Source organism: Achromobacter sp. 2789STDY5608615 (assembly GCF_001298995.1).
Taxonomy (GTDB): Bacteria; Pseudomonadota; Gammaproteobacteria; order Burkholderiales; family Burkholderiaceae_B; genus Achromobacter; species Achromobacter insuavis.
The window spans coordinates 74,160-97,353 of sequence record NZ_CYTY01000010.1; the positions used below are offsets into that span (position 1 = coordinate 74,160).

At 67.7% G+C, this 23,194-nt stretch carries 19 protein-coding genes and 1 pseudogene; 11 read left to right on the forward strand and 9 right to left on the reverse strand.

The window, feature by feature from the left end:
* Both AOZ49_RS10930 and AOZ49_RS10935 read left to right on the forward strand, forming a co-directional pair.
* Window positions 1–1,728 carry a dipeptide ABC transporter ATP-binding protein gene (locus tag AOZ49_RS10930; RefSeq protein ID WP_054475252.1) on the forward strand — a complete coding sequence of 576 codons (1,728 nt, stop codon included), beginning with the start codon at window positions 1–3 and terminating at the stop codon, window positions 1,726–1,728.
* Between the two features lie 28 nt (window positions 1,729–1,756).
* On the forward strand, window positions 1,757–2,965 hold the full coding sequence (locus AOZ49_RS10935; RefSeq protein WP_054475253.1) for a metal-dependent hydrolase family protein: 1,209 nt from the start codon (window positions 1,757–1,759) through the stop codon (window positions 2,963–2,965).
* Between the two features lie 30 nt (window positions 2,966–2,995).
* On the opposite strand, the gene AOZ49_RS10940 is transcribed toward AOZ49_RS10935, so the two are convergent.
* Together AOZ49_RS10940 and AOZ49_RS10945 are read right to left on the reverse strand one after the other, a co-directional pair.
* Entirely contained in the window at window positions 2,996–4,435 is a 1,440-nt protein-coding gene (locus tag AOZ49_RS10940) for a YdgA family protein (protein ID WP_231689824.1), read from the reverse strand.
* Between the two features lie 151 nt (window positions 4,436–4,586).
* Window positions 4,587–6,059, reverse strand: coding sequence for a YdgA family protein (locus AOZ49_RS10945; protein ID WP_054433681.1), 1,473 nt, complete (start codon window positions 6,057–6,059; stop codon window positions 4,587–4,589).
* 303 nt (window positions 6,060–6,362) lie between these two features.
* Between AOZ49_RS10945 and AOZ49_RS10950 the strand changes: the two genes are divergently transcribed.
* The 4 genes and pseudogenes from AOZ49_RS10950 to AOZ49_RS10965 all read left to right on the forward strand — a co-directional run bounded on the left by AOZ49_RS10950 (window position 6,363) and on the right by AOZ49_RS10965 (window position 10,996).
* Window positions 6,363–7,877 carry a DEAD/DEAH box helicase gene (locus AOZ49_RS10950; RefSeq protein WP_054475254.1) on the forward strand — a complete coding sequence of 505 codons (1,515 nt, stop codon included), beginning with the start codon at window positions 6,363–6,365 and terminating at the stop codon, window positions 7,875–7,877.
* Window positions 7,878–7,922: 45 nt separating this feature from the next.
* Window positions 7,923–8,552 (forward strand): LysE family translocator, encoded by a 630-nt coding sequence (locus AOZ49_RS10955; protein ID WP_054475255.1) that lies wholly within the window; start codon window positions 7,923–7,925, stop codon window positions 8,550–8,552.
* Window positions 8,553–8,663: 111 nt separating this feature from the next.
* Window positions 8,664–10,270, forward strand: a pseudogene (locus AOZ49_RS10960) (peptide chain release factor 3).
* A 24-nt stretch (window positions 10,271–10,294) separates the two neighbouring features.
* Window positions 10,295–10,996 carry a hypothetical protein gene (locus tag AOZ49_RS10965; RefSeq protein WP_180180218.1) on the forward strand — a complete coding sequence of 234 codons (702 nt, stop codon included), beginning with the start codon at window positions 10,295–10,297 and terminating at the stop codon, window positions 10,994–10,996.
* Window positions 10,997–11,084: 88 nt separating this feature from the next.
* Here the strand turns inward: AOZ49_RS10965 and bfr are convergent, their stop codons facing one another.
* Both bfr and AOZ49_RS10975 read right to left on the reverse strand, forming a co-directional pair.
* The gene (bfr, locus tag AOZ49_RS10970; protein ID WP_006386993.1) at window positions 11,085–11,561 is read right to left on the reverse strand and encodes a bacterioferritin; all 477 of its coding nucleotides are present in this window, start codon (window positions 11,559–11,561) and stop codon (window positions 11,085–11,087) included.
* A gap of 421 nt (window positions 11,562–11,982) precedes the next feature.
* Entirely contained in the window at window positions 11,983–12,897 is a 915-nt protein-coding gene (locus AOZ49_RS10975) for a DMT family transporter (RefSeq protein WP_054475257.1), read from the reverse strand.
* Window positions 12,898–13,010: 113 nt separating this feature from the next.
* On the opposite strand from AOZ49_RS10975, the gene AOZ49_RS10980 reads away from it, so the two are divergent.
* Window positions 13,011–13,931 (forward strand): LysR substrate-binding domain-containing protein, encoded by a 921-nt coding sequence (locus AOZ49_RS10980; protein WP_054475261.1) that lies wholly within the window; start codon window positions 13,011–13,013, stop codon window positions 13,929–13,931.
* Here the strand turns inward: AOZ49_RS10980 and AOZ49_RS10985 are convergent.
* From AOZ49_RS10985 to rpoN, 4 genes are all read right to left on the reverse strand, one after another.
* Window positions 13,901–14,182 (reverse strand): (2Fe-2S)-binding protein, encoded by a 282-nt coding sequence (locus AOZ49_RS10985; protein ID WP_054433942.1) that lies wholly within the window; start codon window positions 14,180–14,182, stop codon window positions 13,901–13,903. The genes AOZ49_RS10980 and AOZ49_RS10985 overlap by 31 nt on opposite strands.
* Window positions 14,183–14,374: 192 nt before the next feature.
* Entirely contained in the window at window positions 14,375–14,656 is a 282-nt protein-coding gene (locus AOZ49_RS10990; RefSeq protein ID WP_054433941.1) for a type II toxin-antitoxin system RelE/ParE family toxin, read from the reverse strand.
* Window positions 14,657–14,724: 68 nt separating this feature from the next.
* The gene (locus AOZ49_RS10995; protein ID WP_054433940.1) at window positions 14,725–14,931 is read right to left on the reverse strand and encodes a type II toxin-antitoxin system RelB family antitoxin; all 207 of its coding nucleotides are present in this window, start codon (window positions 14,929–14,931) and stop codon (window positions 14,725–14,727) included.
* 93 nt (window positions 14,932–15,024) lie between these two features.
* Entirely contained in the window at window positions 15,025–16,470 is a 1,446-nt protein-coding gene (gene rpoN, locus AOZ49_RS11000) for an RNA polymerase factor sigma-54 (RefSeq protein WP_054475263.1), read from the reverse strand.
* Here rpoN and AOZ49_RS11005 point away from each other — a divergent pair.
* From AOZ49_RS11005 to leuA, 3 genes are all read left to right on the forward strand, one after another.
* Window positions 16,469–17,107, forward strand: a complete 639-nt coding sequence (locus AOZ49_RS11005) for a hypothetical protein (protein ID WP_054433938.1) — start codon at window positions 16,469–16,471, stop codon at window positions 17,105–17,107. The genes rpoN and AOZ49_RS11005 overlap by 2 nt on opposite strands.
* A gap of 190 nt (window positions 17,108–17,297) precedes the next feature.
* Complete coding sequence (locus AOZ49_RS11010; RefSeq protein WP_054475265.1) at window positions 17,298–18,275, forward strand: tripartite tricarboxylate transporter substrate binding protein; 978 nt, start codon at window positions 17,298–17,300, stop codon at window positions 18,273–18,275.
* 392 nt (window positions 18,276–18,667) lie between these two features.
* Window positions 18,668–20,377 carry a 2-isopropylmalate synthase gene (gene leuA / locus AOZ49_RS11015; protein WP_054475268.1) on the forward strand — a complete coding sequence of 570 codons (1,710 nt, stop codon included), beginning with the start codon at window positions 18,668–18,670 and terminating at the stop codon, window positions 20,375–20,377.
* A 139-nt stretch (window positions 20,378–20,516) separates the two neighbouring features.
* On the opposite strand, the gene AOZ49_RS11020 is transcribed toward leuA, so the two are convergent.
* Complete coding sequence (locus AOZ49_RS11020) at window positions 20,517–21,845, reverse strand: amidase (RefSeq protein WP_054475273.1); 1,329 nt, start codon at window positions 21,843–21,845, stop codon at window positions 20,517–20,519.
* 314 nt (window positions 21,846–22,159) lie between these two features.
* Here AOZ49_RS11020 and AOZ49_RS11025 point away from each other — a divergent pair, with 314 nt between their 5' ends.
* The gene (locus AOZ49_RS11025; protein WP_054475278.1) at window positions 22,160–23,173 is read left to right on the forward strand and encodes a LacI family DNA-binding transcriptional regulator; all 1,014 of its coding nucleotides are present in this window, start codon (window positions 22,160–22,162) and stop codon (window positions 23,171–23,173) included.
* The last annotated feature ends 21 nt before the right edge of the window (window positions 23,174–23,194 follow it).

Sequence of the window (23,194 nt, forward strand, 5' to 3'; positions counted from 1 at the left end):
ATGGCCCTGCTGAACATCGAAGACATCCGCATCGAATTCCCGAGCCGCCGCGGCACGCTGGTGGCGGTGGACGGCGTGTCGCTGTCGCTGGAGAAAGGCGAGATCCTGGGCGTGGTCGGCGAATCCGGCGCCGGCAAGTCGACCATCGGCAACGCCGTGATCGGCCTGCTGGAAGCGCCCGGCCGGCTGGCCGGCGGCGCGGTGCTGCTCAACGGCGAACGCATCGACACGCTGACGCCCGCGCAGCAGCGCAAGGTGCGCGGCCGCCGCATCGGCATGATCTTCCAGGATCCGCTGACCTCGCTCGACCCGCTGCAGACCGTCGAAAGCCAGCTGGTCGAGACCATGCTGGTGCACCTGGACCTGACGCACGACCAGGCCAAGGCGCGCGCGGTGCAGTTGCTGGCGCAGGTCGGCATCGACCAGCCCGAGCTGCGCGTGCAGCAGTATCCGCACCAGTTCTCGGGCGGCATGCGGCAGCGCGTGGTGATCGCACTGGCGCTGTGCTGCGAGCCCGAAGTCATCATCGCCGACGAACCCACCACCGCGCTCGACGTGTCGATCCAGGCGCAGATCCTGGAGCTGCTGAAGAAGCTCTGCCGCCAGGAACAGGTCGGCATGATCATCATCACCCACGACATGGGCGTGATCGCCGACGTCACCGACCGGGTGGCGGTGCTGTACCACGGCAAGCTGGTCGAGCAGGGGCCCACCGCCAAGATCCTGGGCGACCCCGACCATCCCTACACCCGCAGCCTGATCTCGGCCGTGCCGCGCCCGGACATCAAGCTCAAGCGCTTTCCGCTGGTCACCTACATCGAGGACGTGAAGACCCCGGCCAAGCCGCTCGACCTGGCCACCCACTGGCTCGGCCAGCGGCGCGACTTCGGCGCGCGCGGCGACGGTCCGCTGGTGCAGGTGCGCGACCTGAGCATGCGCTTCGTGCTCAAGAGCGCGCTGCTCAAGCGCAACCAGCGCACGCTGGATGCCGTCAAGCGCGTCAACTTCTCGATCGGCGAAGGCGAGGTGTTCGGCCTGGTGGGCGAATCCGGTTCGGGCAAGTCCACCGTGGCGCGGCTGATCTCGGGCCTGTATACGCCCAGCGGCGGCTCGGTCACGTTCGGCGGCACCGACCTGACCGCGCTCAAGGGCGAAAAGCAGCTCAACCCGTTCCGGCGCCAGATCCAGATGATCTTCCAGGATCCGTTCTCGTCGCTCAATCCGCGCATGCGGGTGCTGGACATCGTGGCCGAGCCGATCCGCTTCCACAAGCTGGCGGCCAACGAGGCCGAGACGCGCCGCGTGGTGGCCGACCTGCTCGACGTGGTCGGGCTGGGCGACCGCGCCGCCGAGCGTTTTCCGCACGAATTCTCCGGCGGCCAGCGCCAGCGCATCTGCATCGCGCGAGCGCTGGCCACGCGGCCGCGCTTCCTGATCTGCGACGAGCCGACCTCGGCGCTGGACGTCTCGATCCAGGCGCAGATCCTGAACCTGCTCAAGGACCTGCAGGAACAGTTGGGCCTGACCATGCTGTTCATCAGCCACGACCTGCCCGTCATCCGCCAGATGTGCGACCGCGTCGGCGTGATGCGCTATGGCGAGCTGCTGGAAGTGGCCGAGACCGAGGCGCTGTTCGAACACCCGCAGCATCCCTATAGCCAGCACCTGCTGGGGCTGATGCCCCGCTTGCAGTCGATGTCCCGCGAGGGACTGGACGTGGCCGGCTGAATCCCAGCGAGACCACAAGGAGCGAGACATGAGTGCGACGCCACAGACCCTGTTCATCGGCGGCAAGGTGTTCGACGGCCGCGGCCAGGTGCTGCCGAATCACGGCGTGCTGGTCGAAGGCAAACGTGTGACGCGCGTGGCGCCGGCCGGCGAATTCACCGGCTTCGCCGGACGCCGCGTCGATACTGGCGGCATGACGCTGATGCCCGGCATGGCCGACTGCCACGTGCACCTGGTCTATACCGGCGGCGCCGACCCGCAGACGCAGATGTCGAAGCAGGGCCCGGCACAGATCACCCTGACCGCGCTCGAGAACGCGCAGGCCGCGCTACGCGGCGGCTTCACGGCGCTGCGCGACTGCGGCGGCAAGGACTACCTGGAATTCGGCGTGCGCGACGCCATCGCGCGCGGCGTGTTCCCGGGCCCCACCATCAAGGCCTCGGGCCGCATCATCTGCATGACGGGCGGCCACGGCAACCGCATCGGCCGCGTCGCCGACGGCTGTGAGGAAGTGGTCAAGGCCGTACGCGAGCAGGTCCACGCCGGCTGCGACCTGGTCAAGATCATGGCCACCGGCGGCGTCATGACGCCGGGCGTGAGCCCCATGGACGCGCACTACAGCTTCGACGAGATGAAGGCGGGCGTGCACGAGGCCAAGCGCTTTCGCAAGAGCACGGCCAGCCACGCGCAGGGCACGCAGGGCATCCTGAACGCGGTGCGCGCCGGCATCGACTCGATCGAGCACGGCATCTTCATGGACGAGCAGTGCCTGAGCGAAATGCTGGCGGCCGAGACCTACCTGGTGCCGACCATCGCGGCGGTGCGCAACATCGTCGCCAACGCCGACAACGGCATTCCCGCCTATGCCGTGGAAAAGGCGCGCGCGGTCGAGCAGCGCCATCGCGAGTCGATCCAGATGTACTACAAGGCGGGCGGACGCATCGCGCTGGGCACGGATGCCGGCACGCCGTTCAACCTGCACGGCGACAACGCGATGGAGCTGGCCTACATGGTGGAGTTCGGCATGACGCCGGTCAATGCCCTGGTCGCGGCCACCTCGCGCGGCCACGACCTGATGGGCATGGACGGCCATGGCGTGGTGGAGCAGGGCGCCGTGGCCGACCTGCTGCTGGTGCGCGGCGATCCGACCGAGGACATCATGCAGGCCGCCGACCGCCGCTTCCATGTGGCCGTGCTGCGCGGCGGCGACGTGGTGGCGGGCGCCTTGCCGGCCTGACGCGCGGGGCCCGCGGGACGCAGGCGGGCCTTACTTCACGCCGTGCGACATGAGCCAGGCCAGGAAGGTTTCCAGCGGCATGCGTTCGCCGTTGAAGTCCACCTGGCCGCCCGCGTAGTTCAGGCTCGCCAGCAGCTTGCCGTCTTCCAGGCGCCCCCACTGGCTGCCCACGATGCGGTCGCGCACGCCATCGGCCTGCCGGCGCGCGGCCTCGCGGGCGGCGGCCTCGGGCATGCCGTCGGCCTGCAGGCGCACGGCGATCAGGTCGGCCACGCTGGCGACCGGCACCGACAGCCGCGCGTCGAACTTGCGCACGGTCTCCTTGACCACCGCGGCCGGCGAATGATTCCACAGCGTCGGCGCGGCCAGGCCCACCGCCAATTGCAGCGTGGCGCTGCCGTTGGCGGTATCGACCTGCAGCGGCGCCAGCGAGAAGCCGGGCTCGGCCAGCAGGAATTTCATCACGTGGCCCGCGCCCACCATCTTGTCGCTCAGGCTGCCGCCGCCGTCTTTCGTGGCCTCCATGGTGTCGCGGAACGCGCGGAACGACACCAGGTCCAGGTTGTGCGCCTGCGCTGCCAGGCGCAGGTTGGCCACCTGTCCGGCGCGCGTGTCGATGCCCGCCACCTGCACGGCCAGCTTGCCCTGCATGGCGCTGTCGGCGCCGCTGGCGTCGAGATTCACGGCGACGTCGCGCAGCGTGACCGGCTCGCCGTCGATCTCGACGGTCCATTGCTTGAGGGTCGCGCGCGTCGTGGCGGCGCCGGTCTCGTCGGCGGCGCGGGTCGCATCGTACGTGATCGCCAGGTCGCGCATGGCCAGCCGGCGCGTGTGGCTCGCGCCGTCCTTGGTGAACGGCTCGAACAGGTCGGCGCGGTCCGAGCGGACCGTCACGGTGGCGCGCTTGCCGCCGGCGGCGACATCGGCCCGCAGCGTCAGGCCCGAGAAACTGAAGCGGGACGCGTCGCGCGCGCGCTCGACCGGCGCCAGCGCCAGGGAGACCGCGATATCGCGGCCATAACCCGCCACGGCCTCGGCCGTCACGGGCACGCCGCCCTGCGCGGCGGCGAACCAGGTTTCCAGTGACGGCGTAGGCGCCAGCTCCGCGCGGGCGGCGGCCATGGCCGGGAACAGATGGCCCCGCGACAGGCGGTACAGCGGGAACGGTCCGTGATCCAGGCGCACCACCATCTCGTAGTCGCGTCCCGCCGCCCCGGGACCATCCTTGGCCAAGGGCTGCGCCTTCAGCCGATAGCGCGCCTGCGACGTGAACACGCCGCGCTCGTACGACAGCTGCTCGACCGACAGCGTCTCGCCCAGCTTCGCGCCGATCAGCCGCGCCTGCGCGTCGGCGCTCTCGGCCAACTGCGCCATGCCGTTCTCGAGCTGCTTGCCGGTGTACCAGGCCGTGCCCGTCCAGATCGCGCCCAGCGCCAGCACGGCGCAACCCACCGCTACCCATTTCCGCATGATGTCCGTCCCGCTTCCCATTTGCGTCGGTCCCGCATGGACCGCAGCCGCCAGCATACGCCGCGCATGAAAAACGGGCTGCCGCGCCCGAAGGCGCCGCAGCCCGTGTAGGGCGCCGGCATCACGCCGGCACCGGGGTCTGGCCCGCGCCTCAGCGCATGCCGCCCATCGCGCCGCTCATGACCATCATCACGAACTGCTGCAGGGGCATCTTCTTGCCGTTGAAGTCCACTTGGCCGTCGGCGTAGTTCAGGTAGGAAACGATGTTGTCGTTTTCCGCCTTGGCCACGCCCATCGCCACCGCCATGGTGCCGACCATTTCGGCCTGGCCCTTGGCGGTCTGGGCGGCGCGGTCGGCCGGCACACCACGCATTTGCGGCTCGATCGCCATCAGGTCGGCCACGTTGGCCTTGGACAGCACCAGCTTGGCGTTGAGCTTGCGGATGGCTTCCATGGCCAGGTCGCTGGCCGGCTTGTCGGTCGAAGCCGGCTTGGCCAGGTCCACGTCCAGGTTGAAGGTCGACGTGCCGTTGGCGGTGCGCACCTGCAGCGGCGACACCGACAGGCTGGGGTTGCCAGCCAGCAGCAGTTCGACGTTGGTCTTCAGGATCTGCTGCTCTTCCGGCGTGAACTCGGGCGAGGCCTGTTCGCCGCCGCCTTGCATCATGCGGCGCGACGACGCTTCATAGACGTCGTTCAGGGCCTTGAGGGCCTTGGGATCCATGTTCTTCATGCCGATGGCCAGCTGCAGGCCCGCCATGTCCTTTTCCTGGACATTGATCATGCCGAAGTCCAGCACCATCTTGGCGTTGACGCCGGTGTCGGCCTCGGACAGGTCCACGGCGATGCTGGTGTCCTTGAGCAGGACCGGCGGCTTGGTCTTGGACGTGATGGTCCATTCCTTGAAGACCAGCTTCTGGCTGCCCATGGCCATGTCGTTCTTGCCCGGCGTCAGGTCGCTGTTGAGCGTGATGCCCTTGACCGCCATGCCCACGATATCGCTCTCGCCGGCCGGACCGGCCAGCGTCACGCCGTCGCTCTTGAGCGCCAGGATGCCGTGCTTGCTGTTGGTGTCGAAGTCGACGTCGGCGGCCATGCCGGCGAAGGTCAGCTTGGTCTTGTCGGTCGAGGCTTCGGCCGGGGCCAGGTTGAACGTGCCGGTGACCTGCTTGCCGTAGCTGACGCTATAGGCGCCCGTCAGCGGCGTGGCGCCCTTGGTGGCGGCGAACCAGCCCTTGACGGCCGGGGTTTCCTCGATCTGGAAGCGGCTCGCGACCATGGCGGGGGCCAGCTTGCCCGAGGCCAGGTTCGAGAACGGGAACGGGCCGTGCGACAGGTGCTCGACGAACTGCAGCTCGCGTTCCTCGGCCGGCTTGCCGTCCTTGGCGGGCAGCGTGAACTTGACGCGGTAGCGCTCGGTCGACGAGAACACGCCGCGCTCGAACGACATCAGTTCGATGACGGGGGTCACGCCCCACTTTTCGCCGATCTTGCGCAGTTCGACGTTGCCGTCTTCGATCGACTGCTTCACGAACGCTTCGGCCTTCTGGCCGGTGTACCAGGCCGTGCCGGTCCAAATCGCACCCAGTGCAACGACCAGACCCGCTATTGCCGCCTTTTTCATAGCAACCCTTAATTCTTGTGTGTTGGAGGTAAGCGCACGGATTATAGGGAGCGCAGCCTAGGGATTACGCTAATTTCGTACACATTTAGTGCAAAATGTTACCGACCATGCCGATAGCGGACGATTGCGCATGCGGCGCCGCCGCATCAGCTACAATCGCCAGGCGTGCTTTGCCAATCTGCACGCGTCCGCTAGGCACTTCGCCGCCAAGCTTCGCCCTCAGGGGCGCTTCCCTTTTCTCCTTATTCGTCCGCCTGGATTGGAGTCTCTCAACTTGAGCGACGGGCTGCCGCTGGAGTTGTTTTGACTACCTCTTCCTCTTTCGCCGACCTCGGGCTGGCCGATTCCCTGTTGCGCGCCATTGCCGATACCGGCTACACCGCGCCCACCCCCATCCAGGCCCAGGCGATTCCGCAGGTCCTCAAGGGTGGCGACCTGCTGGCCGCCGCCCAGACCGGCACCGGCAAGACCGCCGGCTTCACGCTGCCCATCCTGCATCTGCTGATGCAGAGCAAGCCGGAAGCCCGCAAGGCCGGCCGCCCGCGCTGCCTGATCCTGACCCCGACGCGCGAACTGACCGCGCAGGTGGCCGAATCGGTGCAGACCTACGGCAAGCACACCTCGCTGACGTCCATGGTGATGTTCGGCGGCGTCAACATCAACCCCCAGATCTCCGCCCTGCGCAAGCCGCTGGACATCCTGGTGGCCACCCCCGGCCGCCTGCTGGACCACTGCGGCCAGAAGACGGTCGACCTGTCCGGCGTCGAGATCCTGGTGCTGGACGAAGCCGACCGCATGCTGGACATGGGCTTCATCCGCGACATCCGCAAGATCCTGGCCCTGCTGCCCAAGCAGCGCCAGAACCTGCTGTTCTCGGCCACCTTCTCGGATGAGATCCGTTCGCTGGCGCGCGGCGTGCTGAACAACCCGGGCGAAGTCTCGGTCACCCCGCGCAACACCGCCACCGAACTGGTCACCCAGACGGTGCACCTGGTCGAACAGCACCACAAGCGCGATCTCATCAGCCACATCATCCGTGAAAGCGGCTGGCACCAGGTGCTGGTGTTCACGCGCACCAAGCACGGCGCCAACCGCCTGGCCGAGAAGCTGGTCAAGGACGGCCTGACCGCCGCCGCGATCCACGGCAACAAGAGCCAGTCGGCCCGCACCCGCGCGCTGGCCGGCTTCAAGGACGGCACCGTGACGGTGCTGGTGGCCACCGACATCGCCGCCCGCGGCCTGGACATCGACCAGCTGCCCCAGGTGGTGAACTTCGAACTGCCCAACGTGCCGGAAGACTACGTGCACCGCATCGGCCGCACCGGCCGCGCGGGCGCCACCGGCGCCGCCGTCTCGCTGGTGGACAACAGCGAAATCAAGCTGCTCAAGGACATCGAGCGCCTGATCAAGAAGACCATCGAGCGCAAGCCGGTGGCCGACTGGACCCCGCCCGCCACCAGCGCCGCCGCCTTCGAACGCCAGGAACGCGACGAAGACTCGCGCCAGCCACGTGGCGGTGGCGGCCGTAACGGCGGCCGCGGCGGCAACGCCGGCGCGCCCCGTTCGCGCCCGGCCAACGCCGCGCCGCGCAACGCCAACGGCGGCCGCGCCCCGGCGCCGGCCCGCGCCGGCGGCGACAACCGCGGCGGCCAGGGCCAGCGCGACGGCAAGCCGTCCGACCGTCCGGCCCACGCCGGCCGCGGCGACGCCCGCCCGCAGCAGAACCACCGCCGCCCCGAAGGCAGCGCCCGTCCCGCCGGCAACGGCAACGGCGGCCGCCCGGCCGGCGGCCCGCGCGCGGCGCTGCTCTCCAAGTAATATCAGCGGCATACCTGTTACTGCGACCCACGGACCCGCGCCATCATGCCTCTTTCTACCTGGTTGACGTTCTTCCTGGCCTCCTGGGCCATTTCGTTCTCGCCCGGCGCGGGGGCCATCTCCGCGATGTCCTCCGGACTGAAGTACGGCTTTGCCCGCGGCTACTGGAACACGGCCGGCCTGATCATGGGCATCCTGTTCCAGTTCGTGGTGGTCGCGGTCGGCCTGGGCGCGGTGCTGGCCACCTCCGAGATGGCCTTCAACGTGGTCAAGTACCTGGGCGTTGCCTACCTGATCTACCTGAGCGTGCGCCAGATCCGCACCGACGCCGCGCCGGTCGCGGTCGACGCCGGCGATCCCAAGCAGGCCTCGATCCGCGAACTGGTGATGCGCGGCTTCCTGATCAACACCATGAACCCCAAGGGCACGGTGTTCCTGCTGGCGGTGGTGCCGCAGTTCGTCGACACCGCCTTGCCGCTGACGCCGCAGTACGCGGCGCTGGCCGGCACGCTGGCGTTCACCGACCTGGTGGCGATGGGCGTGTACACGCTGCTGGCGGCGCGCGTGCTGCGCATGCTGCGCGATGCCAAGCACATCCGCTGGATGAACCGCACCTTCGGCTCGCTGTTCATCCTGGCCGGCGTGTTCCTGGCGTCGTTCCGCCGCCATTCCTGAATTTCCACGCGCGGGGCACGCGCCGGCAACGGCGCGTGCCCCGCTTGTTTCGATGCACGATACCGGACCGCGCCGGGCTGAGGCCGCGGCGTCAGGTTGAATCCTCCGATCATGAACATCCCACAAGAAGTAGCGCGGCGCCGTACATTCGCCATCATTTCCCACCCTGACGCGGGCAAGACCACGCTGACCGAAAAGCTGCTGCTGTTCGCAGGCGCGATCCAGATCGCCGGCAGCGTCAAGGCGCGCAAGGCCTCGCGCCACGCCTCGTCCGACTGGATGGAAATCGAAAAGCAGCGCGGCATTTCGGTGGCGTCGTCGGTGATGCAGATGGAATACCGCGACTGCGTCATCAACCTGCTCGACACCCCGGGCCACCAGGACTTCTCGGAAGACACCTACCGCGTGCTGACGGCGGTCGACGCCGCGCTGATGGTGATCGACGCCGCCAACGGCGTCGAACCGCAGACCATCCGCCTGCTGCAGGTCTGCCGCGCGCGCAACACGCCCATCATCACGTTCATCAACAAGATGGACCGTGAAGTGCGCGAGCCGCTCGAGCTGCTGTCGGAGATCGAAGGCCACCTGGGCATGGACGCCGTGCCGTTCTCGTGGCCGGTGGGCATGGGCAAGGCCTTCGGCGGCGTGTTCGACATCCGCCGCGACCGCATGCGCGTGTTCCGCCCCGGCCAGGAGCGCCGTTCGGACAACGACGATTTCATCGAAGGCCTGACCAACCCCGAGATCGGCCGCCGCTTCGGCTCGGCCTTCGAACAGGCCAGCGGCGAGATCGAACTGATCAACGAAGCCGCGCCCGCGTTCGACCGCGACCAGTTCCTCGCCGGCAAGCAGACCCCGGTGTTCTTCGGCTCGGCCATCAACAACTTCGGCGTGCAGGAAGTGCTGGACGCGCTGGTCGAGCAGGCCCCGCCCCCGGCCCGCGCGTCGCGCTGCAACGCGAAGTGCAGCCCGAGGAGCCCAAGTTCACGGGCGTCGTGTTCAAGGTGCAGGCCAACATGGATCCGGCCCACCGCGACCGCGTCGCCTTCGTGCGCGTGAGCTCCGGCCGCTTCGAGCGCGGCATGCGCCTGAAGGTCGCGCGCACCAACAAGGAAATGCGCCCCAACAACGTGGTGTCGTTCCTGTCGCAACGCCGCGAACTGCTGGACGAGGCCTATGCCGGCGACGTGATCGGTATTCCCAACCACGGCGTGCTGCAACTGGGCGACGTGCTGACCGAAGGCGAAACGCTGCAGTTCACCGGCCTGCCGTTCTTCGCGCCGGAACTGTTCCAGGCCGTCGAAGTGAAGGACCCGCTGCGCACCAAGCAGTTGCGCACCGGCCTGACGCAGCTGGGCGAAGAGGGCGCCATCCAGGTGTTCCGCCCCGAGGCCGCCGGCGGTTCGCTGCTGCTGGGCGCGGTCGGCCAGCTGCAGTTCGAAGTGGTCGCGCACCGCCTCAAGACCGAGTACGGCGTAGACGCGCGCATGATGCCTTCGCGCTACACAATGGCACGTTGGATTACTTCTGATAACCCCAAGGCGCTGCGCAAGTTCATGGATGCCAATGCAGCCCATATCGCCTATGATGTGGTCGATGCGGCGGCGTTTTTGATCAGTTCCCCCGCGCAGTTGCGCGTGGCCGAGGAACTGTATCCGGATGTGAAATTCCACGCCATGCGGGAGCACGGCGGCAAGGTCTTCGGAGACAAGGCGTAGACCCGTTCGGGTACCGCACGGCAGATGAGGGTAGCAATGTCTTGGCGTTTATTATTCGCAACGCTCTTGCTGGCGCTTGGCGCGTCGGCATGGGGCGGCATTCAATTGGGTGATTGGCTGGTGGCGCATGCGCCGCCCGCCGCGCCTGCGCCCGGCCAGGATGCGGCCGCGTCGCAGCAACCCGTGCTCGACGCCAACGGGCGTCCCTACGTGGCCCAGCCGCCGCAGCCGCGCATCGACGGCACGCTCGGCGTGCCCGACAAGCCCGCCGACCGCGAATGGGCCATCAACACCGTTTCGCTGTTCGACACCGTCAGCGATCCGGCCGTGAAGATCTCGCGCGAACGCATCAGCCAGGAACAGGCGCGCGAAATCGCCGCCGCCTCGCAAGTGCCGCTGCCGCAAGGCGGCTCCGACGTCAGCACGCTGGATCTGCAGGCGCCGGGCACCGGCGCCGCCGTCAATGGCGGCCAGGGCCAGCCCGCCAACCAGACCCAGGCCGCCGGCTACGGCAACACGCCGATGGTGCAGGCGCCGCCGCCGCCCAACTCTTCACCCGCGCCCGGCGCGCCTGGCTGGCAGGACGCGCTCAAGCGCGAACTGGCGCAGTGCGCCCAGCAAGGCTTCTTCGAACGCCCCTCGTGTTCGTGGGCGGCCCGCAACAAGTACTGCGGTCCCAACCGCGCCTGGGGCACGATGGCCGAGTGCCCGGCCCGCCCGCAATAAGTCCGCATTCCCCGGCCGCGCCGCACGCGCGGCGGCAGCAAAAAAAATGGCGCCCCGAGGGGCGCCATTTTCATGCCGGCAGGGCCGTTCAGTCGGGCACCGACATCTGGCTTTGCAGGTAGTTCTGCAGGCCGACCTTGTCGATCAGGTCGATCTGGGTTTCCAGGTAGTCGATGTGCTCTTCGGTGTCGTCCAGGATGTCCTGGAACAGATCACGCGACACGTAGTCGCGCACCGATTCGCAATAGGCGATGGCTTCCTTGACGGTCGCCTGGGCGCCTTGCTCCAGCTTCAGGTCACAGGCCAGCAGCTCCGGCACGTCTTCGCCGATCAGCAGCTTGTGCAGGTCCTGCAGGTTGGGCAGGCCGTCGAGCATGAAGATGCGCGCGATCAGGCGATCGGCATGCTTCATTTCACCGATGGACTCTTCGTACTCGTGCTTGCCCAGCTTGTCGAAACCCCAGTGGTTCAACATGCGGGCGTGCAGGAAATACTGGTTGATCGCCGTCAGTTCGTTGGTCAGTTGCTTGTTCAGGAACTGGATGACGGTTTTGTCGCCTTTCATAATGGACTCCTTGCAGTCGGACGCGACGCGCACTGCATCGCGACAAGAAGCGCACGATGCCGCGAGTACGCAACCCCGGCAGACTAACATCGGCCGCGGGGCCGCGCCTAGCCTTGGCGCGCATTTGGTAAACCGCTTTACGAGCGCTACAAGAAAGCGACAAACAAATGAGAATGAGTATGTGTGCGCGTTGATTTGCACGTATGGCGCAAGCATTGCGCGGCCTGCGCGCACGCGGCCCGGGCGATCCCGCCGTCATTTGCCGCGCCAGGTACGGGCCTGAGCGCGGGTCAGGCGCCGGATTCATCGGCGCGATCGCATCGACGCCCCGCGTTGTCCTGGAACAACCCGCGGGGCATCGATGCCGTGCACGCTTCACGCCTTGCCGCCGCGCCGTGTCCCGGCCGACCGCCGCCCCGCCTCACGGCGCGCGCCGCGTCGCCAGCCAGATGCCGAATGCGATCGGCACGATGCCCAGCAGGTCCAGCCACGTCACCTGTTCGCGCAGCACCAGCCAACCGAACAGCAGGCCCAGCGGCGGCATCAGGAAATGCAGGGCGCTGGCCGCCGTCGCGCTGGCGCGGCCCAGGATCATGAACCACAGGTAATAGCCGCCGATGGACACCGCCACGATCATGTAGGCCATGCTCCAGAACAGGCTTATGGTCATGCGCGCATCGCCGATGCTCTCGTGCAGCAGCGCCACCGGCATCAACGCCACCGCCCCGGCCAGCGACTGGATGCCGGTCGCCATCCACAGTCCCGTCGAAGGCTTGAGGCGCTTGTAGAGCAGCGTGCCCGCCACCAACGCCACCAGGCCGCCCGTCACCAGCAAGGTGCCGTGCAGGTCCTCCTGCATGCCCGATAGCCGTGAACGCAGCACCAGCGCCACGCCGGCCAGCCCCAGGCACAGGCCCAGCATCTTGCGCCAGCCCAGCCGCTCGCCCAGCACCGGTCCGGCCAGCACGCCGATCAACAGCGGATTGGTGCTGATCAGCACCGCGGTGAAGGCCGACGAGACCGTGGTCATGCCGCTCCAGCTCATGCCCAGGTAGGCCGCGTTGTTCAACACGCCCAGCAGCACCAGCGCCGCCAGATCGCGGCCGCTGGGCCGTTGCCAACGGCCACTGGCCGCGGCCACGCCGAGCATCAGGGCGCCGGCGATCAGGAAGCGGATGGTCAGCAGGGTCAGCGGCGGACAGTCGCGCACCGCGATCTTGGCCGCCGCGAACGCCGAGCTCCACAGGAAACAGAACGCCGCGATGGGCGTCCAGGCCACGCCCATCGGCGCGTCGGCGGGCAGGGCGGTGGCGGGCAAAGTCGATGACGCCTTCATGGCAGCGGGTCCGGGCAAAGGAAGAGGAGCCCATTCTGGGCGCGGCCCTATCCATTGACAAACGCTTTATTTGGATCAAAAGTATTTGAAAAACCGATGCAAAGGCGTCTCTCATGCTCGATCTCGATCTACTGCACAGCTTCGTCTCCGTCGTCGACGCGGGCGGCTTCACCCGCGCCGGCGAGCGGGTCCACCGCAGCCAGTCCACCGTCAGCCAGCAGATCCGCAAGCTGGAGGAGACCCTCGAATGCACGCTGTTCGTGCGCGAGGGCCGCCAGGTCCACCTGACCGAGGACGGCGAACGCCTGCTGGGCTATGCGCGCCGCATGCTGGCACTGTCCACCGAAGTGCGCGAAGCGGTCAGCGGCCGCAAGCGGGTCGAGGTGATCCGGCTGGGCATCCCCGACGATTTCGCCGCCGACACGCTGACAGCCATCGTGGCGCAGTTCGCCCGCGCCCGACCAGCCGTCAGGCTGTCGGTGCGCTGCGACCTGACCGTGGCGCTGACGCGCGGGCTGGAACGGGGCGACCTGGACCTGGCGCTGCTCAAGCGCGAACCCGGCGCCGGCCCGGCGCTGACCACCTGGCCGGAACACCTGCACTGGATCGCCGGCCCGCACGCGCTGCCCGCCAGCAGCGAACCGGTGCCGCTGGTGGCCTTTCCGCAGGGCTGCATCTACCGCAACCGCGCCATCCACGCGCTCGAACGCGCCGGACGCCGCTGGCGCATCGCCTACGAGAGCCCCAATCTGATGGGGATCCAGGCCGCGCTGGCGGGGGGTCTGGGGGTGGCCTTGCTGGAGCGCCGCTGCATCGCCGCGGGCCATCGGCTGGTCGACGACGCGTTGCCGCCGGTGCCGCCGTCCGAGCTGGCGCTATGCCTGTCGGAGCCGGCGCGCGAGCCGGTGCGCCAGTTGGCGGGGATGATCAGGGATTTTTGTGAAACGGAAACACAACGGCTTGCAGGGCTGAGCCTGCAAGCCGTGGCAGATGACGGCGCCGTTCAGGCGACCGCGACCTGGATGACCGGATAGCTGCTGTTCGCCGCGGACGCGCCCGGTTCGACCATGGCGGCCGGCGGGTTGACCGGAACGGCGATCGAGCGCACATCGCACACGCTGGAGCAGCGGCCGCCCGGCAGGTATTCGGCGGCGGTGGCCGCGCAGCAGCCGCAGCACGTAGCCACGCCCAGCTCGAACTGCAGGTCGGAAAGCGACGTCGCGCCCGCGTCCACGCTGGCGCGGACTTGGCGTTCGGTAATGGCATTACATACGCAAATGTACATGAGAATAATTATCGAGATTTATTCCTGCAATGGCAAGTACCGTGCCTAAATAATTTGCAACTTCGCGGTCATCTAACTCTTTGAAATAAGGGACGTTTTATCGGCGTGACTTGACGCACGGCCGAAGGGCGCGCGCCCTGTCCGGCGTCACATGCCACGCCGTTCAGCAGGTCCGGCAGGGTGCTTTTGCGATCAATCCGGGGGATATTCCCGGCGGGCGTGCAAGATATGGATGACCTCGATCGCCAGTTCGGTGACTCGGTAGACCACCACGTAATTGACGTGCACGACGAGTTCGCGCGTGCCGACGACGCGGCCGACTCGATACCGGTATGGGTGTCGGGCCAGGGACAGCACGGCGTTGTCGATGCGTTGCCGGAGGTTGCGCGCCGCTTGCGGACTACGCTCGGCAATGTAGGAGATGATTCCCGCCAGATCGTCTGCGGCGGTAGGAAGCCAGGATACGTGAAGCATGCGCAACTCGGCTGTGCCAGCGACCGGGCACGGCGAGCATGTCCTCAGACCGGCTCAGACCGACGGTTTCATCCTTGGCCGTCTTGCGTGTCCTGCCGACGCTTGCGCGCCGCGTCGATGATGGCATCCATGCGAGCCATCACTTGGTCGTGGGGAATGGCCGGACGCGGATCGTTCAGGCTGGCTTGCACCTTCGCGCGGAACCAGCGGTCGTAGCTGACCGCCTGTTCTTCAGTCTCGAATTCCGAGACGGTGGGGGAAGGGACTGGGCCCATGGAAACGCTCCTGATGAAAGCCCAGTGTACGGCAACGAACGCTCGTCAAGGCGCCAGGCCCCGCAGCGCTCTGCCGCAAAAATATCCCTTATTTCACCGCGCCACGGCCTGCGCCTTGCGCAGCGCGGCCGGTGCGATCCGCAGCGCTTCGCGATATTTCGCGACCGTGCGGCGGGCGATGACGATGCCCTGGTCGGCCAGCTTTTCCATGATCTGGCTGTCCGACAGCGGCTTGGCCCGGTTCTCCTCGGCCACCATCTGGCGGATGAAGGTCTGCACCGCCGTGGCCGACGTGGCGTCGCCGCCGTCCGTCGACACCCCCGCCCCGAAGAAGCGCTTGAGCTCCAGCGTGCCGAACGGAGTGAGCATGTACTTCTGCGTCGTGGCCCGTGAAATGGTGGATTCGTGCAGGCCCAGCTCGCCGGCGATGTCTTTCAGGATGAGCGGCCGCATGGCCGCCGGCCCCTGGCTGAAGAAGGCGGTCTGGCGGTCGACGATGGCCTGGGCCACCCGCAGGATGGTGTCGAAGCGCTGCTCGACGTTGCGGATCATCCACTTGGCCTGCTGCAACTGCGCCTGCAGGCCGGCGTGGGCCGACTCCTTCTGGTTGCCCAGCATCTGCGCGTACAGCCCGTTGATCTGCAGGCGCGGCATGGCGGCGCTGTTGAGCGTCACCTGCCAGCCGCGGCGCGTCTTGCGCACGATCACGTCGGGCACGGCGTAGTCGGCCGCCGGCACCGTCCAGGCGCGGCCGGGGCGCGGTTCCAGGCGCAGGATCAGGGCATGGGCGACGCGCAGCGTCGCCTCGTCACAGCCGACCGCCGCGCACAGGCGGGCGTTGTTGCCGGTGGCCAGCAACGCCAGGTGCTGGCCGCAAATGAGGCGGGCGCAGGCCAACGCCTTGGGATCGGCGGCCTCGGGCAGGCGCGTCAGGTCCGGGTTGCGCAGTTGCAACAGCAGGCAGTCGGACATGTCGCGGGCGCCGATGCCGGTCGGGTCGAACGACTGCAGCAGCGACAGCGCGGCGCGCAGTTCGTCCAGGTCCGGCTCCATCTCGGCGGGCAGCCAGCCCAGGATTTCCTCCAGCGGCGACCCCAGGTAGCCGTTCTCGTCCAGCTCATCGATCAGCAGCGCCGCCAGGGTGGCATCGCGCGGCGCCGCGCGCGTCAGCACCAGCTGGCCCAGCAGGTGTTCGCGCAGGGTGTCGGGCCGGGCCGCCTCGGGCAGGCTGGAGTCGTCGTCGGGATACACCCCGCCCGAGCCCGGCATTTCGTCCACCGGGGTCTCGCGCTCGGGCGCTGGCTCGTCGTCCTGCACCGACGATTCGCGTTCCGATTCCGCCTGGGTTTCGACCGACGACGGCTCATCGTCGCGTTCCAACAACGGATTGTCGGCAAGCACCTGCGAGATTTCCGCCTCGAGGTCGAGCGTGGACAGCTGCAGCAACCGGATGGATTGCTGCAGTTGAGGGGTCAGCGTGAGATGCTGACCGGGCCGCAGTTCTAAAATTGGACGGGTCATAGGTACAATATTTTGCATGATGAATCAGACTTCGCCCGCACGCGTTCGCCAGGATTGCCGACTTATCGGCCAGACCCTGCTCAAACTGGCGCTTCCCCGACTTCTCGTGCGCGCGATCGTGATCGCCGTCGCCGTGATCGTCTGGTATCTCGCCGCCTCCTGGATCCTGGATTTCGGCAAGCGCATCAACTACGAATTCCTGCATTCGCTGGGCCAACCCACCATGGACATGGTGCAGAAGGTCAATCCGTACATCTGGTGGGTCGTCGCCGGCATCTGGACCCTGATCGTCTTCTTCATCCTGCGCGCCTGGCTGTCGGCCAGCCTGGCTTCCGGCCGCGCCACCCCGGTCGGCACCGGCGTGCTGGCCGACCTGGCGCCGCAGCTGTCGGAGGAGTCCCTCGGCGTGCTGCGCTGGACCTGGGGCAGCCGCGAAGAACCCTTCACCGTCGGCGACCTGCACCGCTCGCTGTCGGAAATCCGCCACAACCGCATCGGCAAGATCGCCATGGTGGCCGAACAGGCCGACATCCTCGACGCCAAGCCGTCGCGCGACAACCGTGACGACGGCCGCCGTGACGACGGCCGCCGCGATGCCCGCGACAGCCGCGAACAGCGCTACATCGAGCCCCGCATCGGCGGTCCGGCCCGCTGAACCGACGCCCGCCAACCAACGCATCAGGCCGCCGCAAGGCGGCCTGGTTGTTTCAGTCCCCTGCCAGCCGGGCTCCCCTATACTGGCCCTCCAGGCTCGCGCAACCGCGGGCCGCGCACCTTTAAAACCAGATCAAGCCGACTGCAGAGACCAGCCGGATGCGCGGCCGGCCCCCCTGGAGTTGCTTTACATGTTCCGCACCCCCGTCCGGTATGCCGCCGGCCTCCTGCTGGCCTGCTCGGCCGCCTTCGTCGCCGCCCCGGCCAACGCCGCCTGGCCCGACAAGCCCATCACGTTCGTCGCGCCCTTCAGCGCCGGCGGCGCCAACGACCTGGTCGCTCGCATCATCGCCAAGGCGGTGGGCACGACCCTGAACCAGCCCGTCATCGTCGAAAACCGTCCCGGCGCCGGTGGCGTGGTCGGCGCCGCGCACGTCGCGCGCAGCGCGGCCGATGGCTACACCTACCTGGTGGGCAGCAACGGCACGGTCACCAACAGCCTGATCCGCTCGGACCAGCCCTACAAGGACGAAGAGCTGACCCCGGTCGCGCTGCTGTCGATCACGCCGTCGGTCATCGTCGCCAATCCGTCGAACCCGGCCAAGGACCTGGAGGACTTCGTCGAACGCGCCAAGAAGGCCAAGACCGACCGTATCACGTTCTCGACCGCCGGCAACGGCAGCACGCCGCACTTCGTGGCCGAGATGGTCAAGGAAGCCACCGGCCTGCCGGTCGAGCCGATCGCCTACAAGAGCGGCTCGGAAGGCGTGACCGCGGTGATCGGCAAGCAGGTCGACGCCACCTCCGAAGCCAGCATCGTCACGCTGCCGCTGGTGCAGAGCGGCAAGCTCAAGGCCCTGGCCACCACCTGGGACAAGCGCATGGCCAGCGCGCCGGACATCCCCACCACCGCCGAGCTGGGCTTCCCCGCCATCCGCATCGGCCACTGGGCCGGCCTGTACGCGCCCGCCGGCACGCCCGCCGACGTGCTCGACAAGATGAACGCCGCCATCGAGAAATCGCTGCAGACCAAGGAAGTGCAGGACGCCCTGCGCCAGAGCAGCATCGAGCCGGGCGGCGGTTCGCGCGCCAGCTTCGTGGAGTTCGCCAAGAGCGAGCGCGAGCGCCTGGGCCAGGTCGTCAAGAACGGCCACATGCAAACGCAGTAACGCGAGTGATGCCCAGCCGGGGACCGATCCGTCCCCGGCTTTTTTATCGCCTTCCCGATTGCGCTGCCCGCAAAAGTATGTTTGACTAGCACCCTATGGCCGCTCAACGCACCTCCCTCGCGATTGCCACCGGACGCTCCGCCGCTCCGGTTGCCGGCCTGCGCGCTCGTACCGCCTTCATCGCGCTATCGCTATACCTACCGATCGGTTGCCGGGCCTAGTGTCCCCGTGGTAGCTCGGCAGCCACGCTTGCCACACGCGATTTCCCCTTTTCAAAACTGAATCTTGCGCCGCGCGAACGCGGCCAACCCTGGCACCAGGCCGCCACCCGGCCGCATGCCGGCCGAGGAAACCGATCCCGGGATTCACAAGAAACCGATCGAGGTGTAGTGATGATGCTTGCCAACCCCGCCACCAAATACGTCCCCTTCGCGCCGTTCACCCGCGACTTCTCCGAACGCACCTGGCCCAGCCGCCGCATCACGCAGCCGCCGATCTGGATGAGCACCGACCTGCGCGACGGCAACCAGGCCCTGATCGAGCCGATGAGCGTCGAGCGCAAGCTCCGCCTCTTCGAGCAGCTGGTCAAGATCGGCTTCAAGGAAATCGAAGTGGGTTTCCCGTCGGCCTCGCAGACCGACTTCGATTTCGTGCGCAAGCTGATCGACGAAAAGCGCATCCCCGACGACGTCACCATCATCGTGCTGACGCAGTCGCGTGAAGACCTGATCAGCCGCACCGTGGAAGCCGCCGCGGGCGCCAAGCAAGCCATCGTCCACATGTACAACGCCTGCGCGCCGGCCTTCCGCAAGGTCGTGTTCAACATGAGCAAGGACGAAATCAAGAACATCGCCACCACCGGCACGCGTCTCATCAAGCAATACGTGGCGCAGCGTCCGGAAACCCAGTGGCGCTACGAGTACTCGCCCGAAGTCTTCAGCACCACCGAGCCCGAATTCGCGCTCGAAGTCTCGAACGCCGTGGCCGACGTCTGGCAGCCCACGCCGCAAAGCAAGATGGTGCTGAACCTGCCCGCCACCATCGAGGCCACCAGCCCCAACCTGTACGCCGACCAGATCGAGTGGATGCACAAGAACCTGGCGCGCCGCGACAGCATCGTCCTGAGCGTGCACCCGCACAATGACCGCGGCACCGCCGTGGCCGCCGCCGAATTCGCCGTGATGGCCGGCGCCGACCGCATCGAAGGCTGCCTGTTCGGCAGCGGCGAGCGCACCGGCAACGTCGACCTGGTCACGCTGGCCTTGAACCTCTACACCCAGGGCGTGCACCCGGGCCTGGACTTCTCGGACATCGATGAAGTGCGCCGCTGCGCCGAGTACTGCAACCAATTGCCCGTGCACCCGCGCCACCCGTACGCCGGCGACCTGGTCTTCACGGCCTTCTCCGGTTCGCATCAGGACGCCATCAAGAAGGGCTTTGCCCTGCAACAGCCCGACGCCGTCTGGGAAGTGCCGTACCTGCCGATCGACCCGGCCGACCTCGGCCGCAGCTACGACGCCGTGATCCGCGTCAACAGCCAGTCGGGCAAGGGCGGCGTGTCGTACCTGCTCGAACAGGAGCACGGCCTGGTGTTGCCGCGCCGCCTGCAGATCGAATTCAGCCGCGCCATCCAGCGCGTCACCGACGAGACCGGCCGCGAAGTCACGGCCGACGACGTGCACACCATCTTCAACCGCGAATACCTGGAACAGAAGACCCCGTGGAAGCTGGTGCGCCACCGCATCGACGGCAATCCGTCGGCCGGTGAAGGCCAGCACTTCAGCATCGAGGCCGAACTCGAATACAACGGCGAACGCCGCATCGTGACGGGCAAGGGCGACGGCGCCATCTCGGCCTTCGTGGCCGCGCTGGACGTGCCGGTGCGCATCATGGACTACCACGAGCACGCCATCGGCACCGGCACCGACACCCGCGCCGCCTCCTATGTGGAACTGCGCGTCGGTGATTCGAGCACGGGCTTCGGCGTGGGCATCGACCGCGACATCGTCACGGCCTCGTTCCAGGCCGTGCTGAGCGCGGTGAACCGTCACATCAACGCCGGCACCGTCGCCGCCGAACAGGAAGCCGCCGAGGCCGCGTGATCCGCCGCCAGGCCGCGGGCGTGGCGGTTACCGCCGCCGCGTCCCCCGCGCGCTTCTTACGGTGAAGCCGCTCCGCACAAAAAAAGCCCGCCTTTATCCGGCGGGCTTTCTTTTTGGCGCGGCGGGTCGAGGGTCCGGCTCAGCCCCGCGGCCACATGTCTGAGGCGCCGATGTCGGGCTCGCGCGCCGCCAGCAGCCGCTCGTGGATCCAGGCGGCGATCGCCAGGGTGCGATGGTCATCGTAGCGCTTGCCGATCAGCTGCAGGCCCACCGGCAGGCCTTGCGGGCCGGTGGCGAAGGGCAGGTTCAGGCACGGCAGGCCGAACAGGGTCCAGGCGCGCGAGAACTGCGGGTCGCCCGTGCCGAGGTCGGCGAACGGCGCTTCGCCGCTGGCGGCGGGCGCGAGCAGCACGTCGTACTTGTCGAACCAGCCGTCCACGCGGGCGCGCGATTCGGCGGCCCGCGCCAGGTTCCTGATGCGCTCTTCGGCGGTGATCTGCGCGCCGGCCTCGAGGATCGCCTGGATCTTCGGGCTGAGCTGCGCGGCATGCTCCAGCCGTTCATAGGCCAGTGACTGCGACGACTCGAACGCCATGATGTCGGCGTGCAGCTGCACCAGCATGCAGTGCTCGGGCGGCAGCGGCACCTCTTCGACGTGGGCGCCGGCGCGCGACAGCGTGGCGGCGGCCTGCGCGAAGGCTTCCTTGGTCTCGGACTGGGCATGGCGCCACTGCAGGCTGCGGTACATGCCGATGCGCGGCTTGGCGTCGTAGCTCAGGTCCAGCAGGCGCGGATCGCGCATCAGGACCGAGGCGAACAGGGCCACGTCCGGCACCGAGCGGGCGAAGCCGCCCACGGTGTCGAGCGATTCGGCCAGGCTCTTCACGCCGGCCCGCGGGATCGCGCCGAAGGTGGGCTTGTAGCCGACGATGCCGCAATACGAAGCCGGGCGGATGATGGAGCCCGCGGTCTGCGATCCCAGCGCGAACGGCACCATGTCGTCGGCCACCGCCGCGGCCGAGCCGCTGGAGGAGCCGCCGGGGGTGTAAGCCTCGTTGCGCGGATTGCGGGTCGGGCCGGCCTGGTAGGTGGCGAATTCGGTGGTGACGGTCTTGCCGATCACGATGGCGCCGGCATGGCGGCACAGCGCCACGGCGGCCGCGTCCAGCCCGGGGCGATGGCGTTCGTAGATGGGCGAGCCGTAGCGCGTGGGCAGGTCGACGGTGTCGAACAGGTCTTTCACGCCCAGCGGCAAGCCATGCAGCGGACCGCGCAACGCGCCCCGGTCGAGGGCTTCCGCGTGGTCCAGGGCGGCCTGCTTTTGCAGCGCCGTCCAGGCATGGATGGTGTTTTCGCGTTGTTCGATGCGCGCAAAGCAGGCGCGCACCAATTGCACCGCAGTCAATTCGCGCCGTTGCAGCTTGCGCGCCGCTTCAAGCGCGCCAAGTCTGTTTAAGGCAGTAGACATGATCCTTTCCTCTATCCCGGTGCCGTGCAAGATGCACGGTACTGACTTCCGCACCCGGTCCCCTTGACCTGGGGTTTATCCCGATCCGGCTGGCGGCATGATGCCGGCCGGCTGTGACAAACCCAGCCATTGTGCGCGTCGCGTCAATTGGGAAAACCACTAAAAAAAGGGTTTTCACAGGGATTTCATGCGGCGCCGCGCCCTGGCTTTATGTTGTTGCGTCGTTAACAGCATAGCGCAAACAGGTGCAACACAAAGGTCATATTTGTCTTGTAAGATGAAAACGTTTTCAGCAAACTGGCAGCAATGTAGCCATGGCGTCGCGCGCATCGCCCCGCTTTTCCATCATCGAAGTGGCCCGCAAGGCGGGGGTTTCCCCCGCCACGGTTTCGCGCGCGTTCAACCAGCCCGAAATCGTCCATCCGGATACGCTGGCGCACATCCGCGCCATCGCCAAACGCGCGGGCTTCCGGCCCAATCGCGTCGGCCGCAGCCTGCGTTCGGGCAGCACCCGCACGATCGGATTGATTCTGCCGACGCTGTCCAATCCGGTATTCGCCGAGTGCTTCGAAGGCGCCGAGCGCCGCGCCCGCGAGTCCGGCTACAGCGTGATGCTGACCGCCACCGGCTATGACCCGGCGGTGGAATCGGCGGCGGTTCAGGGGCTGATCGACCACCAGGTCGACGGCCTGATCCTGACCGTGGCGGACGCCGCCCGCAGCGCCACGCTGGACGACCTGGACAGCGCCGGCATGCCCTACGTGCTGGTCTACAACGAATCCGCCGCCCATCCCTATGCCTCTGTCGACAATCGCGCGGCGGCCATCGACATGGTTTCGCACCTGGCCGCGCTGGGGCACCGGCGCATCGCCATCGTGACCGGCCCGCTGACGGCATCGGACCGCGCGCGCCGCCGCCTGGCGGGCGCCCGCGCCTGCGCCAAGAAGCTGGGGCTGGAACCCATCCAGCACATCGCCATGAGCTCGCACACCGGCAGCGACGCCGACGCCCTGAAGGGTGCGTTGCGCGGCAAGCAGGCGCCCACGGCCCTGTTCTGCTCGAACGACCTGCTGGCCACGGCGGTCATTGCCGACCTGGTGGCGCTGGGCCTGTCGGTGCCGTCCGATATTTCGGTCTGCGGTTTCGACGGCATGCGCTTCGGCGCCTTGCTGACGCCGTCGCTGACCACCGTGGCGCAGCCCAGCGACGGCATCGGCCAGGCCGCCTGCTCGAACCTGCTGGCGCAGATCCATGGCCAGCCGCCGCAGTCGAGCCGCCTGCCGCACTGCATCGTGGTCGGCGGCACCGCCGCGCCGGTGCGCCGCTGAACCTTCCAGAACAGATAAAAA